The organism is Helicobacter saguini (assembly GCF_000762875.2).
Lineage (GTDB): Bacteria > Campylobacterota > Campylobacteria > Campylobacterales > Helicobacteraceae > Helicobacter_A > Helicobacter_A saguini.
Genome location: NZ_JRMP02000015.1, coordinates 23718 through 47147 on the forward strand (window position 1 = coordinate 23718; position 23430 = coordinate 47147).

Consider the following 23430-nt stretch of genomic DNA (forward strand, 5'->3'; position numbering starts at 1 on the left):
TACAAAGATAAAAAGAAATATTATAAATTGCAGTCATCACAAAATTCCTTTAGCTTTTCTTTTGTGCCGCTAAGGGTTAGAGTCATATTTTCCCCAAAAAATTCTTTATTTGTGATTTTAATATTTAGCTTATTTGCAAGATGTGAGATTTTATTAAAATTGGCTGCTTTAGATTCTATAATTTTTGTAACTATTGCTTCATAAAGTTTCAAATATCCTAACTTTTTTGCCATATTTATAGAATCTAGCACACTTCCAGAATACGCACGAACAAGCCCTCCTACGCCTAGTTTCACACCACCAAAATATCGCATACAAACACAAAAAATATTGATTAAACTCTCCCCACGCAAAACCTGCAAACACGGCTCACCACTACTGCCACGCGGCTCTCCATCATCGCTAAAGCCCTCTACCACTTGATTAAACTCATTTAAAACCCTGAAACTTTCCACAAAATGCACGGCTTTTTTATGGCTCTCACGCAAAGATTCTATAATCATTTTGCGGCTAGATTCAAAGCTTGTTATAGAATCTAGGGCGAATAAATGCGTGATAAATTTAGATGCCTTAACCTCAAAAATCTCGCCTTTAAAGCCCTTAAAACCAGCAATTTCAAAATTAGCACAATCCAAAACAAACATCTAAATATAGCCCTTGCCCACGCGACCGATATTTTGCAGGGTAAAATTTAGATTTTCATTATAGATTCTATCATCGATAAAAACTTCTTTTGCCTCCAAAAGTAACGTGTCCTGCGTGCTTGAAAAGCTTAAAATATCCTTAAAATCACAAAAAAACGCCACTAAAGAATCCTGCACCATCGGCGGAAAATCATCGTTTATTTCGCTCATAGGAATGTTAAACTGCGCCGGTTCGCTAATATTAAAAGGCAGCTCGCTGCTAGTTTGCTGCAAAGATTCTAAGAACTGCGGTTGCGCGGTAGAAATCGTGGCTTTTTTCGTCATTTTCGCATTCAAAAGCGTGTCTTTAAGGTCGCCATTGCTCTTATTCATAATGTTTATGCTAAAAATCACAGGGGCGCTACAAAGTGGGGCAAAAAAGCTAAATGGCGCGAGATTTACCACACCAGCGGCACTTTTGGTGCTAACCCACGCAATAGGTCGCGGCGTAATCGCATTGCTTAGAATCTTGTAATTTGCTAAGGGCGTGGAGTCTTTGAAAGTCAGTAGCATTTTTGTCCTTTGTGTTTATGTCGCAATTTTAGTGGGAATTATATACTAGATTCTATAAAGAGTTAGGAAACTATCGCATGTAGCCAATAAAAAGAGCTTATAATTTCAGTTATGGAAATTTCTATACGCAAAGACGTGTGAAATCACGCAGGAATGCAGATTCTAAAAATCATAGCTTATCGCAAGATAGTAGCGACGACCTTCATATATACTAGCATAGTTATTATATACCGTAGGAGAAGCGTTCCCAGTACGCAAAGCATAGTAATAATCTACAAAATTATGATTAAACAAATTGTAGATTCCAAACTGCATTCGTAAATTTTTAGTAGCATTATAATTTATGCCTAAATGCATTAAAAAATATGGTTTGTAGAATTTATCAATATTATTTAGGTTTAAAAATGCATTTAAGGCATCAAGTGAAGTTGTTACTTCATCGCGCACTTGATTTGCCCTAAACTCACCGCGAATATACATTCCTACAATATCATTATAGTTATAATTTAGCGACATATTTAACGTATGCTCTGGTATGCCTACAAGTGGTAGTCCTTGTGTAGTGCCACTTGTGGCTTCATTTTTATTCCAAGTGTATGATAAATCAAAGCCTATGTTACCTACACCTACATTTAAGGGTTTCATACTACCAAAAAGCTCTATTCCATAGCTTTTTGCCGTATCTACATTGATAGAATAGCGACAAGATGCCGCTACAGTTCCAACCTGCACAGCATCGCATGTAAAGCCACTAGGTAATGCACCGCCTACCACTACGGTTTGTGAGCTAATCTTATCATAGAAATTTGTATAAAATCCTATAAAAGAAATTTGTGCATAATCGCTATCGCTTAAGATTCCAAGCTCATAATTTAAACTAGATTCAGGTTTTAAATCAGGATTACCATATACTCTAATAGAGCCACGACCTGTGCTAGATGTCCAGCCAGGTGTTACATTTGTGATATTTGGCATTCTATATCCTGTGCTAACCCCACCTTTTATACTTAAATCACCTATATCAATTCCGCCCACGCTAAAATCTTCTAGCACGTTATAGACAATATATGCACGTGGGCTAATATTAAAGCCAAAGTTAGAGTTCATATTTAGTCGCATACCAAGCGTCAGTAATAAATTATCCAGCACAGCTAACTCATTTTCCGCATAAACCGCGTAGTTATGCCTTTGTATAAATCTTAAATTCGCTCCAAAAACCGTGTTGTTTAGTGCTGCGACACTATTATACATATATTGAAATCCAACATTTAGCTTACTACTAGAAATAGGCATACTTGTCCTATGCTCTAGTACTACATCATTACTCATTCTATTTCGTGTTTCATTATACATATTATTGTATTGAAAGCTTGTATCAGTTTTTAATAAGCCGTTACTTCCATAACTCCCTTGATGTCGTACAATACTATTATTTCGTGTAAAAAATGAATTTTCAAAATTTTCAGTTGCCCCTACAGGTGTAGGGTCATACCACTGCCCTGCGTGGCTATAGTCAATATAAAAGTAGTTTTTCTCATTCATTTCATATCCTACACGTGCCCCTACATTCCACTGGTCATTTTTACCACCACCGATTAGTGCAGCCGTATTGCTTGTAACGATTTGATTATTCGTTGTATTATTTGCTCCTGGCACTTGTATTTCAAAGCTTCGTGGAGCTAATTGATAAGTGTTTTTTGCCCTTATTTGCAAAGATAGCTTTTTGGCAGAATCTAGTGGACCACCTGTATATGCTGACAGGCTAAAAGAATGCCCAAAAAGCTTTTCTTCTTGCAGAGTTGTATTTAAAAGGATATTTGAACTCCATTTGTCAAAACTCTTTTTAAGTATCACATTTACCAAACCACCGATGGCATCGCTACCATAGATAGTAGAAGCAGGTCCTCGTATTACTTCAATTCTATCAATAGCTGAAATGGGCGGCATAAAAACAGCTTGTGAATAGCTAACATTAGGGAAAGTCTCGCTACTTGCATCTTGACGTTTACCATCGACTAATAAAAGAGTGTAGCTACTAGGCATACCTCGAATGCTAATAGCATATCCACCAAAATTTGTCGCACCGCCATCAATGCTAACACCCGGTACTTGCCCTACTGCCTCACCTAAATCACGCACAGGTCTAGATTCCAAACTTTTACCTTGAATGACTGACATGCTAGCTGGAGCATCGCGTAACTCTTGCTCAAAGCCTGTGGCAGATGTGACAACTGCTTGGAGTTTGTAGGATTTTTTAGCTTTTGTGTCTTGTTGGTTAGAATCTTGTGTTTTAGATTCTATATTTTCATTTTGAGTATTTGCTCTAATAGATTCTGTAGAATCTGCTAGGGCTACATTGCTAATTAAAACAAGAGAGAGAGAGAGAGAGAGTTGGCATTTTTACTAATGATTCTTAGTATCTTAGATTCTGTCTGTTTTGAGCCTATAGAATCTTTTGTCTTAGAATCTAATTTTTTTATTAACATTTCCATTTGCACTCCTTTTGAAAAAACTAATTAAGAATTAGTATTATAATATAATAAAGCTTAATTATTGCTTAATTATTACTTGAGTATAAATGTGAATTTATAAATTTCTATTTTTCTTTACTAAAATCAATAGCTTTAAAACTATTTACTTTGAAATAGTTAGCATAGCTCGTATTTGGCCACACATCTGCGTTTTTACCAGGACTCATCCAGTCGCCATAGCGAGAATATTTTGAGCCAAAGCTATTAGAATCTACCACAATATCTTTTTGTCCTAGTCTTTTTTGTGCGTCTATGCTGCCTAGCATTTGCTCCCATTTATAGCGAGATTCTAAACATTGAATAGATACTAAAGTCATTTTAATAACACACAAAATAATAAATACAAAACTTAGGAAATTCATAATTTTAGAATCTTTTAAATAATAAAATATAGCTAAAAATAAAGAAATAAATATAAAAACTATATGTAGCTTGGTACGAGAAGCTAGACCACCTAGCTGGATTATAGAATCTAAATATAAGCAAAGCAAACATAAAATAAGAGCCAAAATAAGAGATAATTTTGCAAAATTTTTATCAATATTTCTAAAATAATACGCAAAAATAATACACATTACAATGGAAAAATGTGTAAAATAAAAACCTAGTTTATAAACATAGCAAATAACACCAAAAATTATAAATAATGTAATTAATAAGATTCTATAAATACTATTTTTTGTAATTTTATAACTAAAAATTATCCAAAATATAGATATAGATATAATCACAAATTTAGTATAACCAATATAAATTTCACTTAAGCGATTTATAATGCCAAAGATTCCAAGATGTAAAACTTGCTTTAAACTTAAAAAAGCCCCACTTTCTACAAAATAAGACATTCGCCTTGCACTTCCCGGACTAAAATAAAGCAAGAGATAGCCACAAATAAAGCCTAAGATTCCCACATAATACCAAGTTGGAAATTTTACTTTTTTATAGAATCCAAATGCTAAAAAAATAAAATAAGTGACTATTATTGCAATATTTACCTCTTGACCCCATCCAGCGATAAAAGCTATAAAAAACAAAATAAGTAATTTTAAAAAACTATTAGATTCTATATTTTTAGGCTTAAAAGTTTCGATATTTTTAAAGTAATTATCCCAAAAGATTCTATAAGGAAGCAAAAACAAAAGGATAAAAAAATGCGCCCATAAATAATTATAACTCCCAGACTGCCAAAAGAAAATCGAACCAAAAGAAATAGTGCTACTAAGCATAAAAAATAACATAAAGCTTAAGATTCCAATATCTTGTGAAATGATAGAATCTTTTCTATCTAAGCTTTTAAGATTCTGTAAGTTTAGAATCTGTAACGTAGGAAACAGCGGAAAACGATTATAAAATAAAATAAAAAACAAGTATATCACACATGTGCCTATAAACGCATTTATAAAACTAAACGCCACGCTAGGACTAAGAGCTGCTCCAAAGCTAACACGAAATAAATCGCCAATTCTGCCATTCCAGCCCATATACGAGTTGTAAGCTGAACTAATTGCACTCTTAAAATCAGTGTATTTATCACCCAAATCATCGCTTTGCAATGGAAAAATAAAATTTAAGAAAAATAAAAAAACATATATGAAAATAAAGGGAAGTAATCGAAAAATTATAGGTTTTAATTGATTAAATTTGTCGTTTATTGTAGTGGGGTAGGGCAGAGTTGAGTTGAGTTGAGTTGAGTTGAGTTGAGTTGAGTTGAGTTGAGTTGAGTTGAGTTGAGTTGAGTTGAGTTGAGTTGAGTTGAGTTGAGTTGAGTTTCGTGCGAATGGTTATTAATATCTAGCTTACTTACATTATTTGTCTTTTTCATATTTTTCCTTTATTTGTAGAATCTATAAGGAAAAATTATAGCGATACTTTAAAAAGATTAGATTTATTTCAAAATATTAAAACACAAGCTATTTCGCCCAGGTGGGCAAGTCGGTCATCCCAGAGTTTTTGAAAATGTCCTTTTTACTGCGCACTTGCGAAGTAGTCCAATAGCTAAGATTTTGATTAAAACTTTTTGCATTTTCAAACATATTATCCATATACTGCACATCGCCTACCTGCCAGAAACGCAGCGGCTGATTGAATGCGGCGGCATCGCGAAACATATCACTCATATTCCACACATTGCCTGTGTTCCATTCTTTCAAGGGCTGGTTAAAACTACTTGCGCCACGAAACATCGCGGACATATTTCGCACATTTTGCACATCCCAAGATTCTATAGGCTGATTAAACGCGACCGCGCCCTCAAACATGCTCTTCATATCACGCACATTTCGCGTATTCCAACGCTCAAGGGGCTGATTAAACGCCCTTGCACCCTTAAACATATTTTTCATATTCTCAACATTGCTGACATTCCAGCGATTTATGTTCTGGTTGAAAGCCAAAGCGCCCTCAAAAACGCCCTGCATATTTTTGACCTTGCTCGTGTCCCAAGTGCTAATATTTTGGTTAAAAACTTCGCAATTTTTGAATATTTCATTGATATAAGTTACATTTTTTGTAACCCACTTATCAAGTGGCTGATTAAAACTTTTCGCCTCCTTAAACATCTCGCTAATATCCTCAAAATTGCTAACATCCCAGCCATTTAGCGGCTGATTAAAGGCTTTGCTCGCCCAAAACATCGCCATTGCATAACGCACATTTTTCACATTCCACTTTGCAAGTGGCTGATTGAATGCCTCGCTGTAGGCAAACATTCCCTGCATACTCTGCACGTTGCGTGTGTCCCACTTTTCTAGCGGTTGATTAAACGCGCCTGTGCTAGCAAACATATAGTCCATATTTGTGACATTTTGCGTATCCCACGCCTGTATATCGTGGTTGAAAAACTTCGCGCCATCAAACATCGCATACATATTTTTGACCTTGCTAGTATCCCAAGATTCTATACCGCTAAAGTCTTTGCGGCTTGAGTTTTTAAAAAGCGCGCTCATATCGGTAATCTCGCTGGTATCGATATTTGCAAGGCTTATGCTTTCATTTTCAATTAGCTTTTTTAGCTCGTTTTTATTTTTTGGTTTGTGTTTTGGCTCTTTTGTTTTTTGAGAATCGTTATTTGTAGATTCTATATTTTGGGAATCTATTTTAGAATCTTGCTCTTTGGATTCTTGTGTTTTAGATTCTGTATTTTGTTTAGAATCTTTGGCGTTAGATTCTATATTTTTTTTAGAATCTTTTGTGGTGGATTCTGTAGTTTTTATGGAATCTATCTTAGAAATTATTTTTGTTTTCTTATCATCATCTTTATTATCTAATGTGTTTTTTAAGGCAATGGAATTTTGCCATGTTATATTTATTAGATTGCTTAATTCTTTTCCTATATTGTAATTTACATTTTTTAATAGTAAATCGCCTATGTTTCCGCCCATTTCATTAGCAGTATTTTTTTCTATACTTTGTGTAATGTTGGAATCTTTTTTGGATTTTTTTGGTTGTTCTTTAGCTTTACTAAGTTTTACATTAGAATTTTTTGTGGATATTTCTTTAGATTCTATGTTTTTAGAGCAGTTAGTAAAAGAAATAATTATAAAACATATAAAAAGATGTAAAGATATAAATTTCATAATTTACCTTAAAAATCAGCTTAAATACCTATCTACTCCACAACTGGCTTTCGCTATAAAAATGCAAGATTATTATTTGTGTATCAACAATATATCCTTCCAGAGAGTCGCTATATCTATAATCTCTTCTGCTAGTGTGCATTGTATTAACAGAGTTTATAATAACTTTTGGTTCACTTTTATTTCTAAGTCTTTTTGCATACTCTATTTTATCCATAGCACTGATACCTATTTCATCGATTCCTCCCTCCATCACAAAGTCTTTTGCACCACTACCTATAGCATTTAATAATCCTATTTTAAAATCTCTATTTATTCTTGTGGCAAATAGATTAGAATCTATAAGTGTTAAGAAGGCATCTTCAATACTATAATTGTCAAAAATATACATTTTAACGCCTGATTGCGCACGGGATAGTGATACTGTTTGCTCATCAACTTTTGATATATTTCTGCTGATAGCCTCTCTCATTTTGAAGTCACATCCATCGCACGCTTGTTTTACATCACTTAGATTCCAAACTTCCAATTTTTTTTCTATCGTATTCTCTTGCGCCTCAGCATCATTTTCATACACAATAAAACAACCAACAAATAAAACACACATAAAACAAGGCAACAATACACCAATAAGTCTTTGCAACATTTTTAACCCTTTCGTATAATTAAGTGATAATTATATCCTTTAAGTTTTAACTTTTTTATTTCCTAAATGTAAAGAATGTGCTTTATTTATAAAAAATGTAATATAATTGCGTGTTATTTTACTTTTTGGAGCTACAAAATGGCGATAGAAAAACCGACCACACAAACAAAAGAGGACAAATACAACATTTTGGATAAAAAGCAGGTGCATACCCCGCGTGAAATCGAGCTTGCGTCATATTTAGAGGATATGATGAGCGATTATGAGGGGCTGCTTGATATGAAGATTTTATTTAGTGCGGATTTAGGCTCGACACAGATTCCACTTGCGGATATTTTAAAGTATGAAAAAGGTAGCATTATTGATTTGCAAAAGCCCGCTGGTGCGAGTGTTGAGATATATGTCAATGACCGCGTTGTAGGTAAGGGTGAGGTGATGGTTTATGAGCGAAATTTGGCGATTCGTATCAATGAGATTCTAGATTCTAACGCGATTGTGTATTATATCGCAAGAGAGGTTAGCGACCAAGATTAAGTTATAAAATTTGGAGCTACAATGTTTTATAAAATTCTTATTTTTATAGTTTTTACTTTAAATAGTTTTATATTTGCTAATAGTGTAGATTCTAAAAATTCTACGCAAAATATAGAATCTAAAAATATAGAATCTAGCAAAACAGATTCTAGCAAAAACTTACAAAATATAGAATCTAATTCCTTAAAAACTACAGATTCTATAACACAAGATTCTATAAATTCTACAAATAAAGACAACAAAGATGATTTTTTAAAAGATTATGAAATTAGCACGTGGCGGTATGTTAGCGTGATTTTTGTGATGGTGCTAATCTTAATCATACTTTATGTGATTAGACTTCGGCAAAATAAGGGCGAAATTATCTCAAACATCACGCTAGAACAGGCTAAAATCCTAGATTCTAAAAATAAAGTTGCGATTATAAAATATGATAATAAGAAATATTTAATCGGCTTAAATCCAAATGGTATAACTTTAATTGATAAAATATATGAAAATCATAACTTTAATAGTCATGTTGAGCAAGGCGAAACATCTAAAAAGCAAGATTCTAAAAAAAATAACGAATTAGAAAATACAGAATCTAACCCCAAAAAACCTACAAATTTTGAAACTATGTTAGAATCTAAATTACAAAATACGCAAGATTCTATAGAATCTAAAAACCAAACATAAAAAGAAAAATAAATGAAAGCCCTAGCCTATCAATACAATCCGCATTATCATTATAGATTCTATAAAGATAGATTTTTGCTTTCACTGAGCCTATCGATTTTAGCCCATATTATCGCACTTTTTATTTTTTTTCACTTGCCAGAAAAAGAGAAAGAGACCACTTTGCGACCGATTTCTTTAGGCGTTTTAAAGTCTAATCCTGAAGTAACAAAAGAGATAGAATCTAGCCTGCAAAACTCCCAGCCACAAAGCATTCCAACGCCACAAACACCACAAAAATCACAATCTAAGCAAAGAATAGAATCTAAACCACAAATAACGCCACAGCCCACACAAATACCACAACCCACGCAAATACCGCAAGAAACAACGCAAAGTCCAAATCCAAACATCGACTTAAACGCGTTAAATGTCCCGCAAAATCGCCCTTTTGACCCACTTGCCACGCCACAGCCTAGCCTAAGCCAGAGCCTGCAAGATGCCGCAAATCACGCCAAGATTTCAAACCTGCCAAGCCGTGTGCAAGACGAGCTTTACAAGCTTTATGGCACGGAGCTAGATTCTATGAGCAAGGAGCAGAAGGACTATTTGGCGGAGAGCTACTTTATGAATGCGGAGGTTTTTCAGCAGACTGCCGATAGGATGGGCTATCCAAAGCTTGCGGCGTATCTAAAGCAGCAGGGCAAGGGCATTATACAATTTACGCTGCATCCAGACGGGCACATTGACGGGGTGCAAATCATTACTAGCACGGGCTTTGAAGCCCTTGATGATTCTATGAAAGCGGTTGTAGAGCAATCCGCAAAATCGCTTAAACGTCCCCCAAAGCCAGTCACCGTGCGCCTCGGCGGCCACTATAAAATCTACCCGTAAATTTATTAAGAATTTATTAAAGTGTATTTTTTCACATAAAAACGATATAATACAACATTTATGCTAGAGATTTGAGAATATAAAAGTTATTTATTTTGTAATAAAAAGGTTAAAAGTGTTAGATATTTTGCAACATTTAAAATATGATAAATTTGGGCTTATACCTTGCGTTACGCAGGATTTTAAGACAAAAGAAGTGCTAATGCTTGCCTTTATGAATAAAGAGTCTATTGAAATGACGCTAAAAACGCACATTGCGCATTATTTTTCGCGTAGCAAACAGCGGCTTTGGCAAAAAGGCGAGATGAGTGGAAATGTGCAGAAAGTGCGTGAAATGCGGCTTGATTGCGACTTAGATTCTATCCTTTTACTTGTGGAGCAAAAGGGCGTGGCGTGTCATACAGGGAATAAAAGTTGCTTTTTTAAGTCGATTAATTTTGAAAATTTGGCTGAATCTAGCAAACTAGATTCTAAGAAAAAAAATAAAATAGGCGATAACGTGGGCAATTTGAGTGTGAATCTTAGCAGTGAAAATGCGCGTGAAACTTTTAAGGATTCTAAAAATATTAGCAATCTAAGTGATAAGCAAAGCATTCAAAAAAGTATTGAAATGTATGGAATCTTGGACACGCTCTATCACATTTTGCAAGAGCGAAAGGGTGCAAATCCCGATACTTCTTACACCGCGAGTTTGTTTGCTAAGGGCGAAAATGCCATTGCTAAAAAGATTATCGAGGAGGCGGGGGAATTTTGCTTTGCCTTTAAGGATAACGATGAGGGCGAGATTATTTATGAGGGTGCGGATGTGCTGTATCATTTGTTTGTGGCGTTGGCTAAAAGTGACATTCACCCTGATAGAATCTATGCGGAACTCGAAAAACGTGTGGGCGTTAGCGGCTTAGAGGAGAAAGCTAATCGTAGTAATAAAACACCTAAAAAAGTTACTGAATCTAGAACTTTAAATAATGAAAAAAAATCTAAAAAAGTTATAAAATTACCAACTTTGATTAAGAAAAATACTAAAGTAGATTCTAAAAAATCTGCAAATTTTAGCTTTAAAGATTCTAATATTTCTAATAAAAGTGATATAAAAGTTATTGCACTAGATTCTAAAAAAGTTATAGAATCTAGAACTTTTAAAGATAAAAAAGATTTTAGAGAAATTATAGAATCTAAAAATTCACAACGCAAAAAAGATTCTAAAAAAGTTAGAAAATTCATAACTTTTCAAAATAATTTAGATTCTAAAATTACTAACTTTAAAAGCCAAAAAATTATAAAATTTATAGAATCTAAAAATTTAAAAGATTCTAATATTTCTAATAAAACTAATATAAAAGTTATAGAATCTAATATCACAAATAACCCAAAAGATTCTAAAAAACTTACAAAATTTATAACTAAAGCACATTTTAAGAGAGCCTAAATGAAAGAAAAATTACTACATTTTACATCATATTTTCACTGGTATGACATCGTGCTAATGTCGGCATTCCTTATGATTGCGCTATGTTTTATCTTTTTGTCATTCATATTTTTCCGCCGAAAAATAATTTCCATTCCCATGTTTTTAATCGGCTTTTTGCTTATCATTGCGTTACCTTTTGTAACACGTTACATCCTAGAAGAGCGTTTTTACAAGGTAGAAATCGATGAAATTTACAACAAAGTCTATAACTACTCAGACGTCTATCAATACATCGGTGAAATCACAAATGTGGGTAAACGAAACATCGCTGGGTGCGTCTTTTCACATCAGATTCTATACGACACAAGCAAGGATAGCGGCTTTGTGAAATACAAGCACATGCTGCTAAATTATGTAAAGCCAAAGCACATTTACAACAAGGATATACCGATGAGCCTAAATGTCGGTGAGAGCGTGAAAATCTCGCAGGTGATGGAGGATTATCCGCACCGCGATGAGCCTTTTAGGACCAAAATCGAGTGCTATGGCAAGGGCAAGGCGGGTGAAAATGACAAGGTTTTGGTGGGATATAAAAAGCCACCAAAAGAGGAGGCTAGCGAGCCAAATCCTTTGGAATCTGCTACTACGCCAAGTGCTGAAAATGCCGAAAATAGCGAGGTTAGTGATACTAATGCGACTACGCAAGATTCTAATGCTTCTCAAAATGCTAATATAAATGCGAATGCGCCAAATGCTACTTTTGAATCTACGCAAGAGAGCACGCAAACACTGCAAACGCCGCAAGATTCTAATGATTTTAGCACCCAAGATTCTATAGAATCTACGCCACAACAAGTTGAGCCGCAAACGCCACAAATCATGCCGCCACCGCAAATGCCACCGCAAGAATCGCCACAAGATTCTATCCAAGATAATTCCGCCGAGCTAGATTTTCAGGCAGCTGAAGAGGCTAGAAAAGAAGAGGAGCGAAAAAGGCGTGAGGAGCGAGATAACTTCCGCGTCCCGATGCTAAAGGAAGCCCCAAGGTAGTGATAGAATCTGCACTAAAGATAGAATCTATATTAAAAGGAAGCCAAAATAATGATAGAATCTATATTAAAAGAAAGTTCAAAAAGGTGAAATAAAAACGAAATATTAAAAAGTTTCAAAATTCATAACTTTTAGAAAGGAAAAATATGAAAAAATTTGCGATAGTTTTAGCGGTTGAGGCGGTGTTGTATGTGTTGATTTATGCGTATTATCAAAATTATGAGAAAAAGCTAGATTCTAAAAAAGTTACAGATTTTATAACTTTTAAGCATATAGAATCTATGAAATTAGCAAGAAATGATAGATATAATTCTAAAGATTATAAGGAGGATTTTTTAAAAACTTATAAGGATTCACAAAATAAAGACTTGATACTTTATCCAAATAGCAGGGAAATTAGCAGTGATGATTTGCAAAATTTGCAAGATGAGGATTTGCTACTTGCTCCGCCAAAGCCAAAAGAAAAAGAGCCTAGCGAACTGCTAAAAGATGAAACTAGCCGCAATGAAAAATGGAAAGGCTTGTATAAATATCCAACGCCAGATGAGTGGAATCGCGGCATACCCTACCTTAATGATGACCCTGCTATTATGGATATGCGCCGCTTTCATGGAAATTAGTTTTGGGAAATTAAACTTTGGGGAATTAAGCAATTTATAAAAAAAGGAGAAAATATGTATCACATTGTGTTTAATTGCAATGATAATTATGTGAAATATACCGCTGTGTTAATACAAAATATTATTAATTATGTGGATAAAAATAAGGCGTTTGGCGAGATTAGCGAAGATGTGATATACACGGGGGGGGGGGGGGGGAATGCTACACCATTAATGAAAAACGCCCTAACATTGCTAACAAAAGCGAATGCGACAACTCTAATATAGAATCTAAATCGCAAAATACAGAATCTAAGGGAGATTTAAACCAAGATTCTAAGAATAATTTCAATATAGAATCAAACCAAGCTTCTATAGAATCTAACAAGCCCTTAAGCCTAGATTCTAACAATTTCAATATAGAATCTAAAAATCTCGTTTTAAACGAAGCAAAAAATCTAGCTAAAAATAAAAAAGATTCTATAGAATCTAAGTCGCAAGATTCTAAAGATTCTAAAAATTGTATAGAATCTAATACCCTATCGCCCGCCCACCACCCTATTAATGGAAAAGATTCTATAGAATCTACAAACCAAACGCCCACTACTAAAAAAATAGATTCCAACATAGAATCTAACACAAACACCAAACAAATCGAGCATTTCCACTTTCATATTATAAGCGATGGCTTAAGCCAAAGCAATCTACAAAATCTAAAAATCTTAGAATCTAGCCTAAATAAAAATAGCGAATATTCTAAAATCACGCTTCAAAGCACAATCCACACTCACATTATAAGCACAAATGAGTTTGACAATCAGGCAAAATGGGGCTTTGAGGCTACACAAAGTCATAGTGCGTATTTTCGGCTACTAATTGATAGAATCTTGCCTAAAAATATTGAAAAGATTCTATACTTAGATACTGATATGCTCGTGCTATGCGATGTGCGGGAGCTTTTTAGGCTTGATTTAAAAGATAAAATCTTAGCATCTAGCTCGGGATATATCACGCCAACGCCTTCTTTTAGGGAGTTTCAGCCATTTGATAAAACAAAAGAGCCTTTAAAAATAATGATGAAAAATTCCTTTTGTAGCGGACTAATGCTAATAAATATGAAAGAGTGGCGGGAGCAAAATATAGAATCTAAAGCCTTAGATTTTCTACGCGATTATAAAAGTGAATTTGCCGACCAAGATGCGCTAAATGCGGTGATTTTAGATTCTATAAGCCTTAAAGGAAGCTATGGAATCTTAATTTATCAATACATCCTAGCAAGTAAGCAAAAGCAAAAAGAGTATGAGCAGATTCTAAACAATATAAAAATCATTCACTGCAATGGTCCAGCAAAGGCGTGGAGCAACTTTTTTTATTTTGCAGATTCTAATATCAAGCATTTGGTGTGTGATACGTGGTGGGAAATCGCCCTAGGGACGAGTGGCTTTGAGGAGGTTTTTAAGGATTTGCATAAAAAATTGCAAGCAGATGCCCTTAGCTACTGCGTGAAATATTTACGCAATGATATGGAATCTATAAATGTAAAAATAGAATCTTTACAAAGAAAAGTGTTTAGAATCTCCTATCCACACAAAGCTTTTAGGAATTTTTTAAGGAGAATTTTTAACATAACTTAATTTTTTTTTGATTAACTTTGTGTATATTTTATTTTATTAGAATGCACGACTTAGTTTTATGTAAAGGATATTATATGAAAAATCTTGTTGTTAATCTTGGCAGTAAACTTATTGATATTATGTTTATAATTTCTTGTGTTTCTGTGATTATATCTGGTATTAATTGGATGATTTTTATTTCTAGCGGATTTGGTGGTTTTCTTATGGCGTTAATTGGAACTATTATTGGACTTTGTGCGGTAGTTTTAATATTTTTTTTGGTGTATGTAATAATTGATATTCGTGATAGACTTACACAAATTACTGAAAAATAATTTTTGATATTTTAGCTTTAGCCGATATAACATAAATTTTTATAAAAAGGATTGCTTATGTTTATAAAAGGATTTAGCAAGATTATTTTAAGTTTTGTTGTTGTAGGATTTTTTTCTAACGCTACTGCTGCTAATGGAAATGGCTTCTTTCTGGGGCTTGATGTGGGCGGGGCTATCGGTGGTTTGAGCAATAGTAATTTTAATGTGACTACGAATATCGACCCAAATCTGCCGCCAAAAGATACCCTGCAAATCAACGCTGGTTTTGGGCTAAATGTGCGTATCGGCGGGCAGGGCTATTTTAATGAGAAAAATGGTATGCGGGGCTATCTTAGCGTGGGTGGCGTGTTTGGTGCGCCAAGTTATGCCTTTGGTGATTTGAAAGCGACTGGGATTACGGCTGTGGCGGACTTTAATGTCGATTATCTGCATGATTTTGTGGTGAGTGAGACGTTGCGTTTTGGGCTTTATTTTGGTGTTTCTAGCGGGTATTTGATGACTTTTTATCCGGGTGGGAGTGCGTTAATCATTGCGGATAGGGATATTCCGCGATTTCGTGGCATTACTGCTGGGCTAAATTTTGGCTTTAGAGCGGTGGTTAGCAATCACAATCAGTTTGAGTTTTCGACAAAATCTGTTATTACGAACTCCGTAGCCACCGAGAATATCTTTGGTTTCCAAGTCTTTATCGGCGCGAATTATTCTTATATTTTTTAGATTCTGTAGAATCTAACTTTTAATTTTAAGGACAAAAATGCTAGCAGGAATTATCGGCTTGGGGCTTATCGGCGGGTCTTTGGGACTTGCGTTAAAAGAAATAAAAATGTTTAAACGCGTTTTAGGGCATGACAAAAAGTCACTGCATGAAAAGCAGGCGTTATCTTTGGGGCTTGTGGATGAGTGCGTGAGTATGGCTGAAATTAGCGAGTGTGACGCGATTTTCATCGCTGTGCCACTAAGTCAGGTCGCACATATTGTTAATTCTTTCACAAATCTTAGGATAAGTCAAACTATCATTGATTTAGGAAGTGCAAAATCTGTAATTAATTCGCAAATAAGTTCTAAAATTCGAAAGAATTATATCGGCGCACATCCTATGAGTGGGACGGAATTTAGCGGACCAAAGGCGGCGAAAAAGGATTTATTCAAAAATAAGATTCTAATACTTAGCGATATTGCGAGCTGTGGGGAGTTTCAGATCGCTTTTGCTAAAGAAATTTTTGTGAATCTAGGAATGCAAATCATAACGATGGATAGCGTTAGCCATGATAAGCACATCGCCTATATCTCGCATTTACCGCACATTTTGAGTTTCGCCCTTGCTAACACGGTGCTAGCTCAAGAGCAGCCAGAGAATATTTTGGCGTTAATCGGTGGTGGATTTCGCTCGATGGCGCGCATTTCAAATAGTTCGCCTATCACTTGGCGCGATATTTTTAAGCACAATCGCGAGTATCTTTTGGAATCTCTCTCGCAGTTTCAAGGTAGCTTTAGCTACGCCCACGAGCTAATTTTGAATGAAAAATGGGATGAGTTAGAATCTTGGATGAAAAAGGCGAATAGTTTGCATGAGTTTTTGTGATTAGATTCTATAAAGATTTAAAAGTATTTTTATTTTTTGTGGCTTCTCTTACAATGATATTTCTACCCATAAAGACATCATTATTTAACATAGATATAGCGGTGTTGGCATTTTTATTTTCCATTTCTACAAAAGCATATCCCTTGCACTGCTTGGTTTTTTTGTCTCTAATAATTGAAATTGAGATGACCTCACCAAATTGTGCAAATAAATCCAAAATCTCTTTTTGCGTCACATAATCAACTAAATTGCCAATGTAAATACTTTTCACTTATTCTCCTTTTTTTGATTATTGCAACTTTGCTAACTCTTCTAACACTGAATCTTTATCCAGCCACTCTTTATTTGTGTTACTTGCGTAGGTGAAATTTGGCGCAACTTTCACGCCCTTTTCGCCCAAAAGCGTAAGCGAATAATCAATAGGCGTTTGAAACATAATGCTAGGGCTAATCACAAAAAAGTTATCAAATTCATAACTTAAATACGCATCATCTTCACTTATCATAACTTCGTGCAGTTTTTCACCCGCACGCTTCCCGATAATCTTAAAACTAGCCTGCGGTGCGATAGCTTTCGCTAAATCCGTAATTTTAATGCTCTTAATTTTTGGGATAAAAATCTCGCCGCCGTGCATTCGCTCTAGGTTTTTAATCACAAATTTCACACCCATATCAAGCGAAATAAAAAATCGCGTCATATTCACATCAGTTATAGGCAACTCTTTTGCCCCCTCACGCGCTAAACGCTGGAAAAACGGCACAACACTGCCACGCGAACCGATAACATTACCATAACGCACCACGCTAAACTTGCACTCGCTGCTGCCCTTGATGTTATTCGCGCTCACAAACAGCTTGTCACTGCAAAGTTTTGTCGCGCCATAAAGGTTTATGGGGCTTGCGGCTTTGTCTGTGGAGAGTGCGATGACATATTTTACGCCTGTTTTTAGGCAGGATTCTATCACATTGCTTGCGCCATTTATGTTGGTTTTTATGCACTCCATGGGGTTGTATTCTGCGATGGGGACATGCTTTAACGCGGCTGCGTGAATGCAAATATCTACGTCTTTAAGCGCAGATTCCAAGCGATTATAATCGCGCACATCGCCCAAAAAATATCGCATACATTTGTCGTTATAAATTTGTGCCATTTCGTATTGTTTTAGCTCGTCTCGGCTATAGACAATTAGACGTTTTGGCTTGTAGTTTTTTAGGGCGATTTCGACAAATTTCTTACCAAAACTGCCCGTGCCACCGGTAATTAGGATGTTTTTATTATTTAGCATTTGGGTCCTTTTAATCTTATGTATACACAGAATCTAGATTCTAACATAATTATAAAAAGATTATTTTGCATAAATCTAAATAAAAACATAAAAATTATTTTGGAATATCCAATGTATTCACATCAATTCGTTTGTCCGCGATAGCACTAAGCTCGTTTGCATTTAGCTTTCGCCATTTTAGCGTCTTACCAAAAATGCCAGCTGAATCCTTGCTTGCCACGACTTTCAAAATATTGCCATCTAACTTAGCACTAGCATGATAAAGCTTCCCATCTTTGTGATTATAAATCGTGCCATCCTCAAACTTATTCTCTTTTTCCTCGACAAGATTCCACATAAATACCACGCGGTGCAGGTTTCTGTCACGCAGTTTTGGGTCTGGATTATTCACATCCTTGCCACCCTCGCTACCATCTTTATTCGCAAAGCCCACAGCGTAATACTTGTTATTTTTTTTAAAGACCTCCACATAGCTCTCAGTCTCGCCAAAAGTGAGCGCATAAACGCCCGAAATATCCACCGCAAACGCCACATTTAACGCCAAAAGCAACGCCAAAAACTTCAATTTTTTCATTCAATCTCCTTTAAAATAAATGCGAAATTGTAGCACATTAATCTTAAGAAAATTGTCATAATTGTGTTAATGTGGAAATTCATACATCATTTTTTGGAATCTTGCCGCAATCATATTTGCCCGCGAAAGCACGAGTCCTACGCACTCCGGGTTATCATAAACCTCATTTAAACTCTCCTCAAAAAGCCCAAGCCAAGTGTTAAAAAACTCGCGTGGAAATGGGTCAAGCTCTAAGTGCGCTTTCATAGGATAGCCATTGTAGCCTTGCTCACCTAGCAGCTGCAGACGCCAAAATGACGCGATTTTCGCCTTGTGCGCATCCCAAGAAGCCTCGTCCGTTCCCACTTTGCCATTGAAAATAGGACCAAGCTCTGGGTTTATGCGCACTTTGTTATAAAAAACATCCATTAATTCGTTGATAGAATCATCATTTACTTCGCTAAATTTCATTTTTTCTCCTTTGGATTTTAAAGTTAAAAGCAAGATTCTATCATTTAAAAAGTGCATTTTGGATTAACATTTGTTAAGACAAATATTGTTATTTTGCATAAAATTTTGCATAAAATAAAATAATTATGTTATCATTCTAAGTTTAATCACTAAAATAAGATTAATTATTAGATAAAATTTAACAGAAAGTAAAGTGAAAATATGCAAAAAAGTGCAAACATCTTATCAAACCTAGATTCCATAAAAAAAGATTCTAAAAATATAGAATCTAAGGCGGATTCTAAAAGCGAAATCAAAGAGAAAACTCAAACCGACAAAATACTTGTAGGACGCATTTTGCTAGTTGTCGTGGCGATTTTGGTGATATATGCCATAACGCTTGTGATTGCCTTTAGCTTTGGTGGCTCGACATTAGAAGAGCTAGGCTTTGAAGTATTGCTAGAATTGCGTGGCTCACGCATTTTCATGGCGATTTTAATCGGTATGATGCTAGCAAGTAGCGGCGTGGTGGTGCAGAGCGTCTTTGCAAATCCACTCGCTGACCCCTACATCATCGGCGTGGCAAGTAGCGCGACTTTGGGCGCGGTCACTGCGTATTTACTGCAGCTGCCTGATATTTATTATGGAATCTTTGGTTTTGTTTTTAGCTTGGCGGTGAGCTTTATGATTTTTGGTATCGGGCGAAATCGCGATATGGCGACGCTTCTTATGCTAGGTGTCGCAATTAGCGCATTTGTGGGCTCTTTTACGACTTTTGCGATATATCTTATCGGCGAGGATAGCTTCAAAATCACGGCGTGGCTTATGGGCTATCTTGGCAATGCGAACTGGGATAGGGTGCTTATTTTGTGCGGCGCGCTGGCGGTTTGTGGCTGGTATTTTTTTGGCAAACGCTTGGAGCTAAATATCCTGCTTTTAGGCGATGAGGAGGCGCGAAGTCTTGGTATAAATGTCGGTCGGCTAAAGATTCAGTTGCTTATTGTGGCAAGTCTTGCGGTTGGCTTTTGTGTGGGTTTTAGCGGGCTTATCGGCTTTGTGGGGCTTATTATTCCGCATATTTTGCGGCTTATTTTGGGCAATAGTAATCACGCGATTATTCTGCCTTTGAGCTTCCTTTTGGGTGGGGCGTTTTTACTTGCTTGTGATACTTTTGGACGCATTGCGTGGAGTCCGATTGAAATCCCTATCGGCGTTATCACTGCCTTTTTTGGCGCTCCATTTTTTCTCTACTTGGCGTTGAAAAGGAAATAGATTCTATAAAATTTTAAAAACTAGCGTAAGTTTTTGTTGTGATGTTTAGGTTGTTGGTTTGGATGGTTTGCAAGGTTTTAGAATCTAGGGTTGTAGATTGTAGTGTTTTTAGATTCTGTAAAGATGTGTTAGTTAAACTTGCTAGTGTTTGTAGAAATGGTAAGTTTCGCTCACCTACCTTAAAAAGCAGTTTTATAGAATCTACGCACTTAGAATTTGTGTTTATAGAATCTAAATTAACGGAATAAATTGAATTTATAGAATCTAATTTCACATTAGAATCTAAAATACATTTAGAATCTTTAGAATTGTTAGAATCTAAACTCTCAAACCTTTCTTTTATAAGTTTAAAAGAGTAGGGTAGCATAATAGATTCTAAGTGTCTGCCTAATGCTCTGCAGCTTATGGCTATATCTTGTATTTCACATATTCCATTATTTAGATGTCCTATAATCACGCCGACATTTCCGCTATCACTTAGCTTATCTTGCAAGTAAATGCTAATTATCACATAATCTTTAGAATCTAAATATAATTTTATGCTCTCTAAGGTTGGTCTTGTGTAGTTTGATATAAATTGATTTGTTTTATTTAATAATTGCGTTATACGCTCGGCGTTTTCTTTATCATTTATTCTAAACTCTAACTTTATTTGCAATGTTTCAAAGTAGGCTTTAGAATCTAGATTCACTAATGCAGCCCTTTTCTCATTTGCCCTTATATCATCCGCCCTTAAAGTGTCTTCTTTATTAATCTTACTTTTTGTCATTTGTGGGAAAAGATTTAGCACATTTAATACTCTTTTTGGGCTTGTAGCTAAAATTGTTTTTACTCCTAAATGCTCCACATTTGCAATCTCTGCGATATTATCATCAATAAAAAGCATAGAATCTAATCCTATATTAAAATATTTTGCAATTTCAATAATATTTTGTGCTTTATTATCCCAGTTTGCCTTTATGCAGTCAAAATCTTTTAGTTGCAAAGGAAAATCACTTCGCTTTTTAAACATAAGCCTTACATCATTTTCATCATTTTTACTAACTAAGGCTAGTAAAAAGCCTTGTGTTTTATATTCCAGCATTTTTTCTTGCAATGCTTTAAAGTCGCTATTTAGCTCCAAATTATCTATGCCATCTTCGCCTAAGATTCCATTATATAATGTATTATCTAAATCAAGTAAGATTGCCTTTAGCGTTGGTAATATCATAAAAGGGATTAGTTTTAAGCCTAGTATTTGTGCTAGGTTTATACAAGCGGTGTTGCTTAGATTTGTCCCTGTGATATTTGCATTTTTAGAATCTAAAACGTTTTTAGAATCTAAAAGCTGTGAAATATAAAAAACTTCGCATTGTTTAGAATCTATTTTGACTTTAGATTCTATATCTAGCAAGATTACAAGTATCGGGGCTTTTGAGAGTGTGGCTAAATATGTTATTCTTTCATTTAAAAAGCCGCTAATATCGCTACTATATCGCCCTAAGTCAAGAAAGATAAGTTCTAAATTAGCATCTTTAAAATTGCCAAATTGCAAACTATCATCATAGCTACTAAGATTAAAATTAGCCCTTAAATTAGCAAAATGCAAAAATGGCGTAATAATAGATTCTATAGGCTCAAAGGCGTGATTGCGATATACATTGATATTTATATCTTTGCACTTGCTAAAATCAAGGCTTTTAGCATACTTTAGAATCTGCATTCGTTTTAGGCAGTTAGAAAAAATATCAAAATCCATTTTTAGCTCTCCTTTAAGCTTACTAATTCAATTAAGATTCTATTTGGTAACATAACAAAACATATTTGTTTGAAATAATTAGCATTTATTATAGGCACTATTAAACGTGCCTTTTTTGGCTTTTTAGATTCAATAGATTCTATAAAATCTTTACGAGTAGGCATTTCCCCCCCCCCCCCCGTTTATGTGATTAAAATCTATGCTAAGTATAGAATCTAAATCCTTTTTTATATCTTGTGAGATGAAAGCGATATGATACATTTTGATATTACCATTTAGATAATTATCTAATGTATGTGAACTTGGTAGATTTTCTAAAAGCTCAAGGCGAAAATCTCCCTTAGTAATAAAGATTCCCCGCACGCCTTGTGTAGAATCTACAAAGCTAGATTCTATATCAAAGCCTAAATTAGCAAAAATGCGTAATTCATTTTCAATATTTTTACTAGCAAATCCTATGTGATGAAAGGGTAGATTAAGCATTTTTAAGCTCTTTTATAGAATCTACTAAGGCTTTTAGCGAAGTAAGATTGACTAAATCATCTTGCTTAAAGCTAATCTCAAATTCTTCTTCTAAACTCATAATAATGTCAATATGTGCTAAGGAAGTCCATTCCTTACAATTACTCATAGCAATATCATCATAAATCTCAACGCCTAAAATCTCCCCTAAAATATCCCTAACCTTAGAATCTACATCCATAACTATCTCCTTTCTAATACGATGAAATATCTACTATATGTCTTATTTGTCATTAAATCAATGTGCTGCATTCTTTGTCCCCATTTTAGATAAAAGATAGAATCTTTTATAAGATTGTGTATTTTATTTTCATTAAAAAAGCTTTGAATAGTCCCAAACTCATGTGAATCTTTAACGACAATCTCACCACTAAAATCTCCGCTAAGATTACTAAAAAGGCTTGTAGAATCTTCACCTATAAGTGATAGAAAAATATATTTTTTAGAAACCCTACACATTTCATTAAATAAGCTCTTAGCCAAGCTAAAAGGCATACTATCTAACACACCATAGCTCATGCTAAAATCAAAAAAGTTATCATCAAATGGAATCTTTTCTCCATCATAAACGCTAAAATGTGGCATTTTTATAGAATCTAGATTTTTTACAAAAAGATTTGCTAGATTTTTTGCTTCATTTATCGCTTCACTTGAAATATCTATGCCATAAGATTCTATATGAAACTCACTTAAAAGCAAGCTCTGCCTACCGATACCACAGCCAAAATCAAGGGCACTCAAAGGGGCTAAACTAGACATATTCGCCCCCCCCCCGTGATTTATAGCGATATTAGATTCTATAGAATCTACAATTCCCACACCTGATTTATACATATCACCCTTATAAATCACATCAATAAAACTATTAAGCCCAACTCGCTTTCTAATAAAACGATTGATAAATTTCACCACTTCATCATGCGGATAAAATATAAAATTTTCTTTTCGCTTATAGCTTTCATTCCATTCATTAATCTTTTTGTCCATTTT

At 34.9% G+C, this 23430-nt stretch carries 26 protein-coding genes and 2 pseudogenes; 12 read left to right on the forward strand and 16 right to left on the reverse strand.

The annotated features are described in order from the left end of the window. Nucleotides 1-20: 20 nt before the first annotated feature. The 7 genes and pseudogenes from LS64_RS08965 to LS64_RS08990 form a co-directional block, all read right to left on the reverse strand. Nucleotides 21-644 carry a YigZ family protein gene (locus LS64_RS08965; RefSeq protein ID WP_052062576.1) on the reverse strand — a complete coding sequence of 208 codons (624 nt, stop codon included), beginning with the start codon at nt 642-644 and terminating at the stop codon, nt 21-23. Then, the gene (locus tag LS64_RS08970; RefSeq protein WP_034572842.1) at nt 645-1196 is read right to left on the reverse strand and encodes a flavin reductase family protein; all 552 of its coding nucleotides are present in this window, start codon (nt 1194-1196) and stop codon (nt 645-647) included. It abuts the gene before it with no gap. A 303-nt stretch (nt 1197-1499) separates the two neighbouring features. Further along, nucleotides 1500-3335: pseudogene (locus tag LS64_RS08975) on the reverse strand (TonB-dependent receptor domain-containing protein); the annotation flags it as partial. A gap of 224 nt (nt 3336-3559) precedes the next feature. Continuing rightward, nucleotides 3560-3688 (reverse strand): hypothetical protein, encoded by a 129-nt coding sequence (locus tag LS64_RS13680; protein WP_272916639.1) that lies wholly within the window; start codon nt 3686-3688, stop codon nt 3560-3562. 104 nt (nt 3689-3792) lie between these two features. After that, the gene (locus tag LS64_RS08980) at nt 3793-5397 is read right to left on the reverse strand and encodes a DUF6056 family protein (protein WP_272917823.1); all 1605 of its coding nucleotides are present in this window, start codon (nt 5395-5397) and stop codon (nt 3793-3795) included. A gap of 240 nt (nt 5398-5637) precedes the next feature. After that, on the reverse strand, nt 5638-7302 hold the full coding sequence (locus LS64_RS08985; RefSeq protein WP_237416256.1) for a BspA family leucine-rich repeat surface protein: 1665 nt from the start codon (nt 7300-7302) through the stop codon (nt 5638-5640). 28 nt (nt 7303-7330) lie between these two features. Beyond that, nucleotides 7331-7948 (reverse strand): hypothetical protein, encoded by a 618-nt coding sequence (locus LS64_RS08990; protein ID WP_052062444.1) that lies wholly within the window; start codon nt 7946-7948, stop codon nt 7331-7333. Between the two features lie 138 nt (nt 7949-8086). Here LS64_RS08990 and fliN point away from each other — a divergent pair, with 138 nt between their 5' ends. From fliN to LS64_RS09025, 7 genes are all read left to right on the forward strand, one after another. Further along, nucleotides 8087-8482, forward strand: a complete 396-nt coding sequence (gene fliN, locus LS64_RS08995) for a flagellar motor switch protein FliN (RefSeq protein WP_034574226.1) — start codon at nt 8087-8089, stop codon at nt 8480-8482. Nucleotides 8483-8503: 21 nt separating this feature from the next. Further along, a complete protein-coding gene (locus tag LS64_RS09000) occupies nt 8504-9160 on the forward strand; it encodes a flagellar biosynthetic protein FliO (RefSeq protein ID WP_052062443.1) in 657 nt (218 codons plus the stop codon). 12 nt (nt 9161-9172) lie between these two features. After that, the gene (locus LS64_RS09005; protein WP_034571432.1) at nt 9173-10033 is read left to right on the forward strand and encodes an energy transducer TonB; all 861 of its coding nucleotides are present in this window, start codon (nt 9173-9175) and stop codon (nt 10031-10033) included. Between the two features lie 115 nt (nt 10034-10148). After that, the gene (gene hisIE / locus LS64_RS13830) at nt 10149-11459 is read left to right on the forward strand and encodes a bifunctional phosphoribosyl-AMP cyclohydrolase/phosphoribosyl-ATP diphosphatase HisIE (protein WP_064773707.1); all 1311 of its coding nucleotides are present in this window, start codon (nt 10149-10151) and stop codon (nt 11457-11459) included. Further along, nucleotides 11460-12491, forward strand: a complete 1032-nt coding sequence (locus tag LS64_RS09015) for a DUF2393 family protein (RefSeq protein WP_052062442.1) — start codon at nt 11460-11462, stop codon at nt 12489-12491. A 146-nt stretch (nt 12492-12637) separates the two neighbouring features. Further along, nucleotides 12638-13111 carry a hypothetical protein gene (locus LS64_RS09020; RefSeq protein WP_034571430.1) on the forward strand — a complete coding sequence of 158 codons (474 nt, stop codon included), beginning with the start codon at nt 12638-12640 and terminating at the stop codon, nt 13109-13111. Nucleotides 13112-13165: 54 nt separating this feature from the next. Then, complete coding sequence (locus tag LS64_RS09025; RefSeq protein ID WP_138127317.1) at nt 13166-13378, forward strand: hypothetical protein; 213 nt, start codon at nt 13166-13168, stop codon at nt 13376-13378. On the opposite strand, the gene LS64_RS13360 is transcribed toward LS64_RS09025, so the two are convergent. Continuing rightward, entirely contained in the window at nt 13314-13739 is a 426-nt protein-coding gene (locus tag LS64_RS13360; protein WP_034571428.1) for a hypothetical protein, read from the reverse strand. The two genes, LS64_RS09025 and LS64_RS13360, sit on opposite strands and share 65 nt — an antisense overlap. Nucleotides 13740-13743: 4 nt before the next feature. On the opposite strand from LS64_RS13360, the gene LS64_RS09030 reads away from it, so the two are divergent. From LS64_RS09030 to LS64_RS09045, 4 genes are all read left to right on the forward strand, one after another. After that, the gene (locus LS64_RS09030) at nt 13744-14724 is read left to right on the forward strand and encodes a glycosyltransferase family 8 protein (protein WP_275051262.1); all 981 of its coding nucleotides are present in this window, start codon (nt 13744-13746) and stop codon (nt 14722-14724) included. Between the two features lie 74 nt (nt 14725-14798). After that, entirely contained in the window at nt 14799-15038 is a 240-nt protein-coding gene (locus LS64_RS09035) for a hypothetical protein (protein WP_034571424.1), read from the forward strand. Between the two features lie 57 nt (nt 15039-15095). Continuing rightward, nucleotides 15096-15755: a hypothetical protein gene (locus tag LS64_RS09040; RefSeq protein ID WP_034571422.1), complete on the forward strand. Its 660-nt coding sequence runs from the start codon at nt 15096-15098 to the stop codon at nt 15753-15755. Between the two features lie 37 nt (nt 15756-15792). After that, nucleotides 15793-16620 (forward strand): prephenate dehydrogenase, encoded by an 828-nt coding sequence (locus LS64_RS09045; protein WP_034571420.1) that lies wholly within the window; start codon nt 15793-15795, stop codon nt 16618-16620. A gap of 7 nt (nt 16621-16627) precedes the next feature. Here LS64_RS09045 and LS64_RS09050 read toward each other — a convergent pair whose 3' ends face one another. The 4 genes from LS64_RS09050 to LS64_RS09065 all read right to left on the reverse strand — a co-directional run bounded on the left by LS64_RS09050 (nt 16628) and on the right by LS64_RS09065 (nt 18929). Further along, nucleotides 16628-16891, reverse strand: a complete 264-nt coding sequence (locus LS64_RS09050) for an RNA recognition motif domain-containing protein (RefSeq protein ID WP_034571418.1) — start codon at nt 16889-16891, stop codon at nt 16628-16630. Nucleotides 16892-16909: 18 nt separating this feature from the next. Next, nucleotides 16910-17905, reverse strand: a complete 996-nt coding sequence (gene pseB / locus LS64_RS09055; protein WP_034571416.1) for a UDP-N-acetylglucosamine 4,6-dehydratase (inverting) — start codon at nt 17903-17905, stop codon at nt 16910-16912. 94 nt (nt 17906-17999) lie between these two features. Beyond that, nucleotides 18000-18479 carry a DUF2147 domain-containing protein gene (locus LS64_RS09060; protein WP_034571414.1) on the reverse strand — a complete coding sequence of 160 codons (480 nt, stop codon included), beginning with the start codon at nt 18477-18479 and terminating at the stop codon, nt 18000-18002. Nucleotides 18480-18545: 66 nt separating this feature from the next. Further along, nucleotides 18546-18929: a group III truncated hemoglobin gene (locus LS64_RS09065; protein WP_034571410.1), complete on the reverse strand. Its 384-nt coding sequence runs from the start codon at nt 18927-18929 to the stop codon at nt 18546-18548. Nucleotides 18930-19220: 291 nt separating this feature from the next. On the opposite strand from LS64_RS09065, the gene LS64_RS09070 reads away from it, so the two are divergent. Beyond that, a complete protein-coding gene (locus LS64_RS09070; RefSeq protein WP_052062763.1) occupies nt 19221-20180 on the forward strand; it encodes a FecCD family ABC transporter permease in 960 nt (319 codons plus the stop codon). Nucleotides 20181-20193: 13 nt separating this feature from the next. On the opposite strand, the gene LS64_RS09075 is transcribed toward LS64_RS09070, so the two are convergent. The 4 genes and pseudogenes from LS64_RS09075 to LS64_RS09090 form a co-directional block, all read right to left on the reverse strand. Beyond that, entirely contained in the window at nt 20194-21918 is a 1725-nt protein-coding gene (locus LS64_RS09075) for an HAD-IIIC family phosphatase (protein ID WP_064773706.1), read from the reverse strand. A 2-nt stretch (nt 21919-21920) separates the two neighbouring features. After that, nucleotides 21921-22401 (reverse strand): annotated as a pseudogene (locus tag LS64_RS09080) (VOC family protein). Further along, on the reverse strand, nt 22394-22621 hold the full coding sequence (locus tag LS64_RS09085; protein ID WP_034571691.1) for an acyl carrier protein: 228 nt from the start codon (nt 22619-22621) through the stop codon (nt 22394-22396). The pseudogene LS64_RS09080 and the gene LS64_RS09085 overlap by 8 nt, the downstream one beginning before the upstream one ends. 2 nt (nt 22622-22623) lie before the next feature. After that, nucleotides 22624-23427 (reverse strand): class I SAM-dependent methyltransferase, encoded by an 804-nt coding sequence (locus LS64_RS09090; protein WP_237416255.1) that lies wholly within the window; start codon nt 23425-23427, stop codon nt 22624-22626. Between the last annotated feature and the right edge of the window lie 3 nt (nt 23428-23430).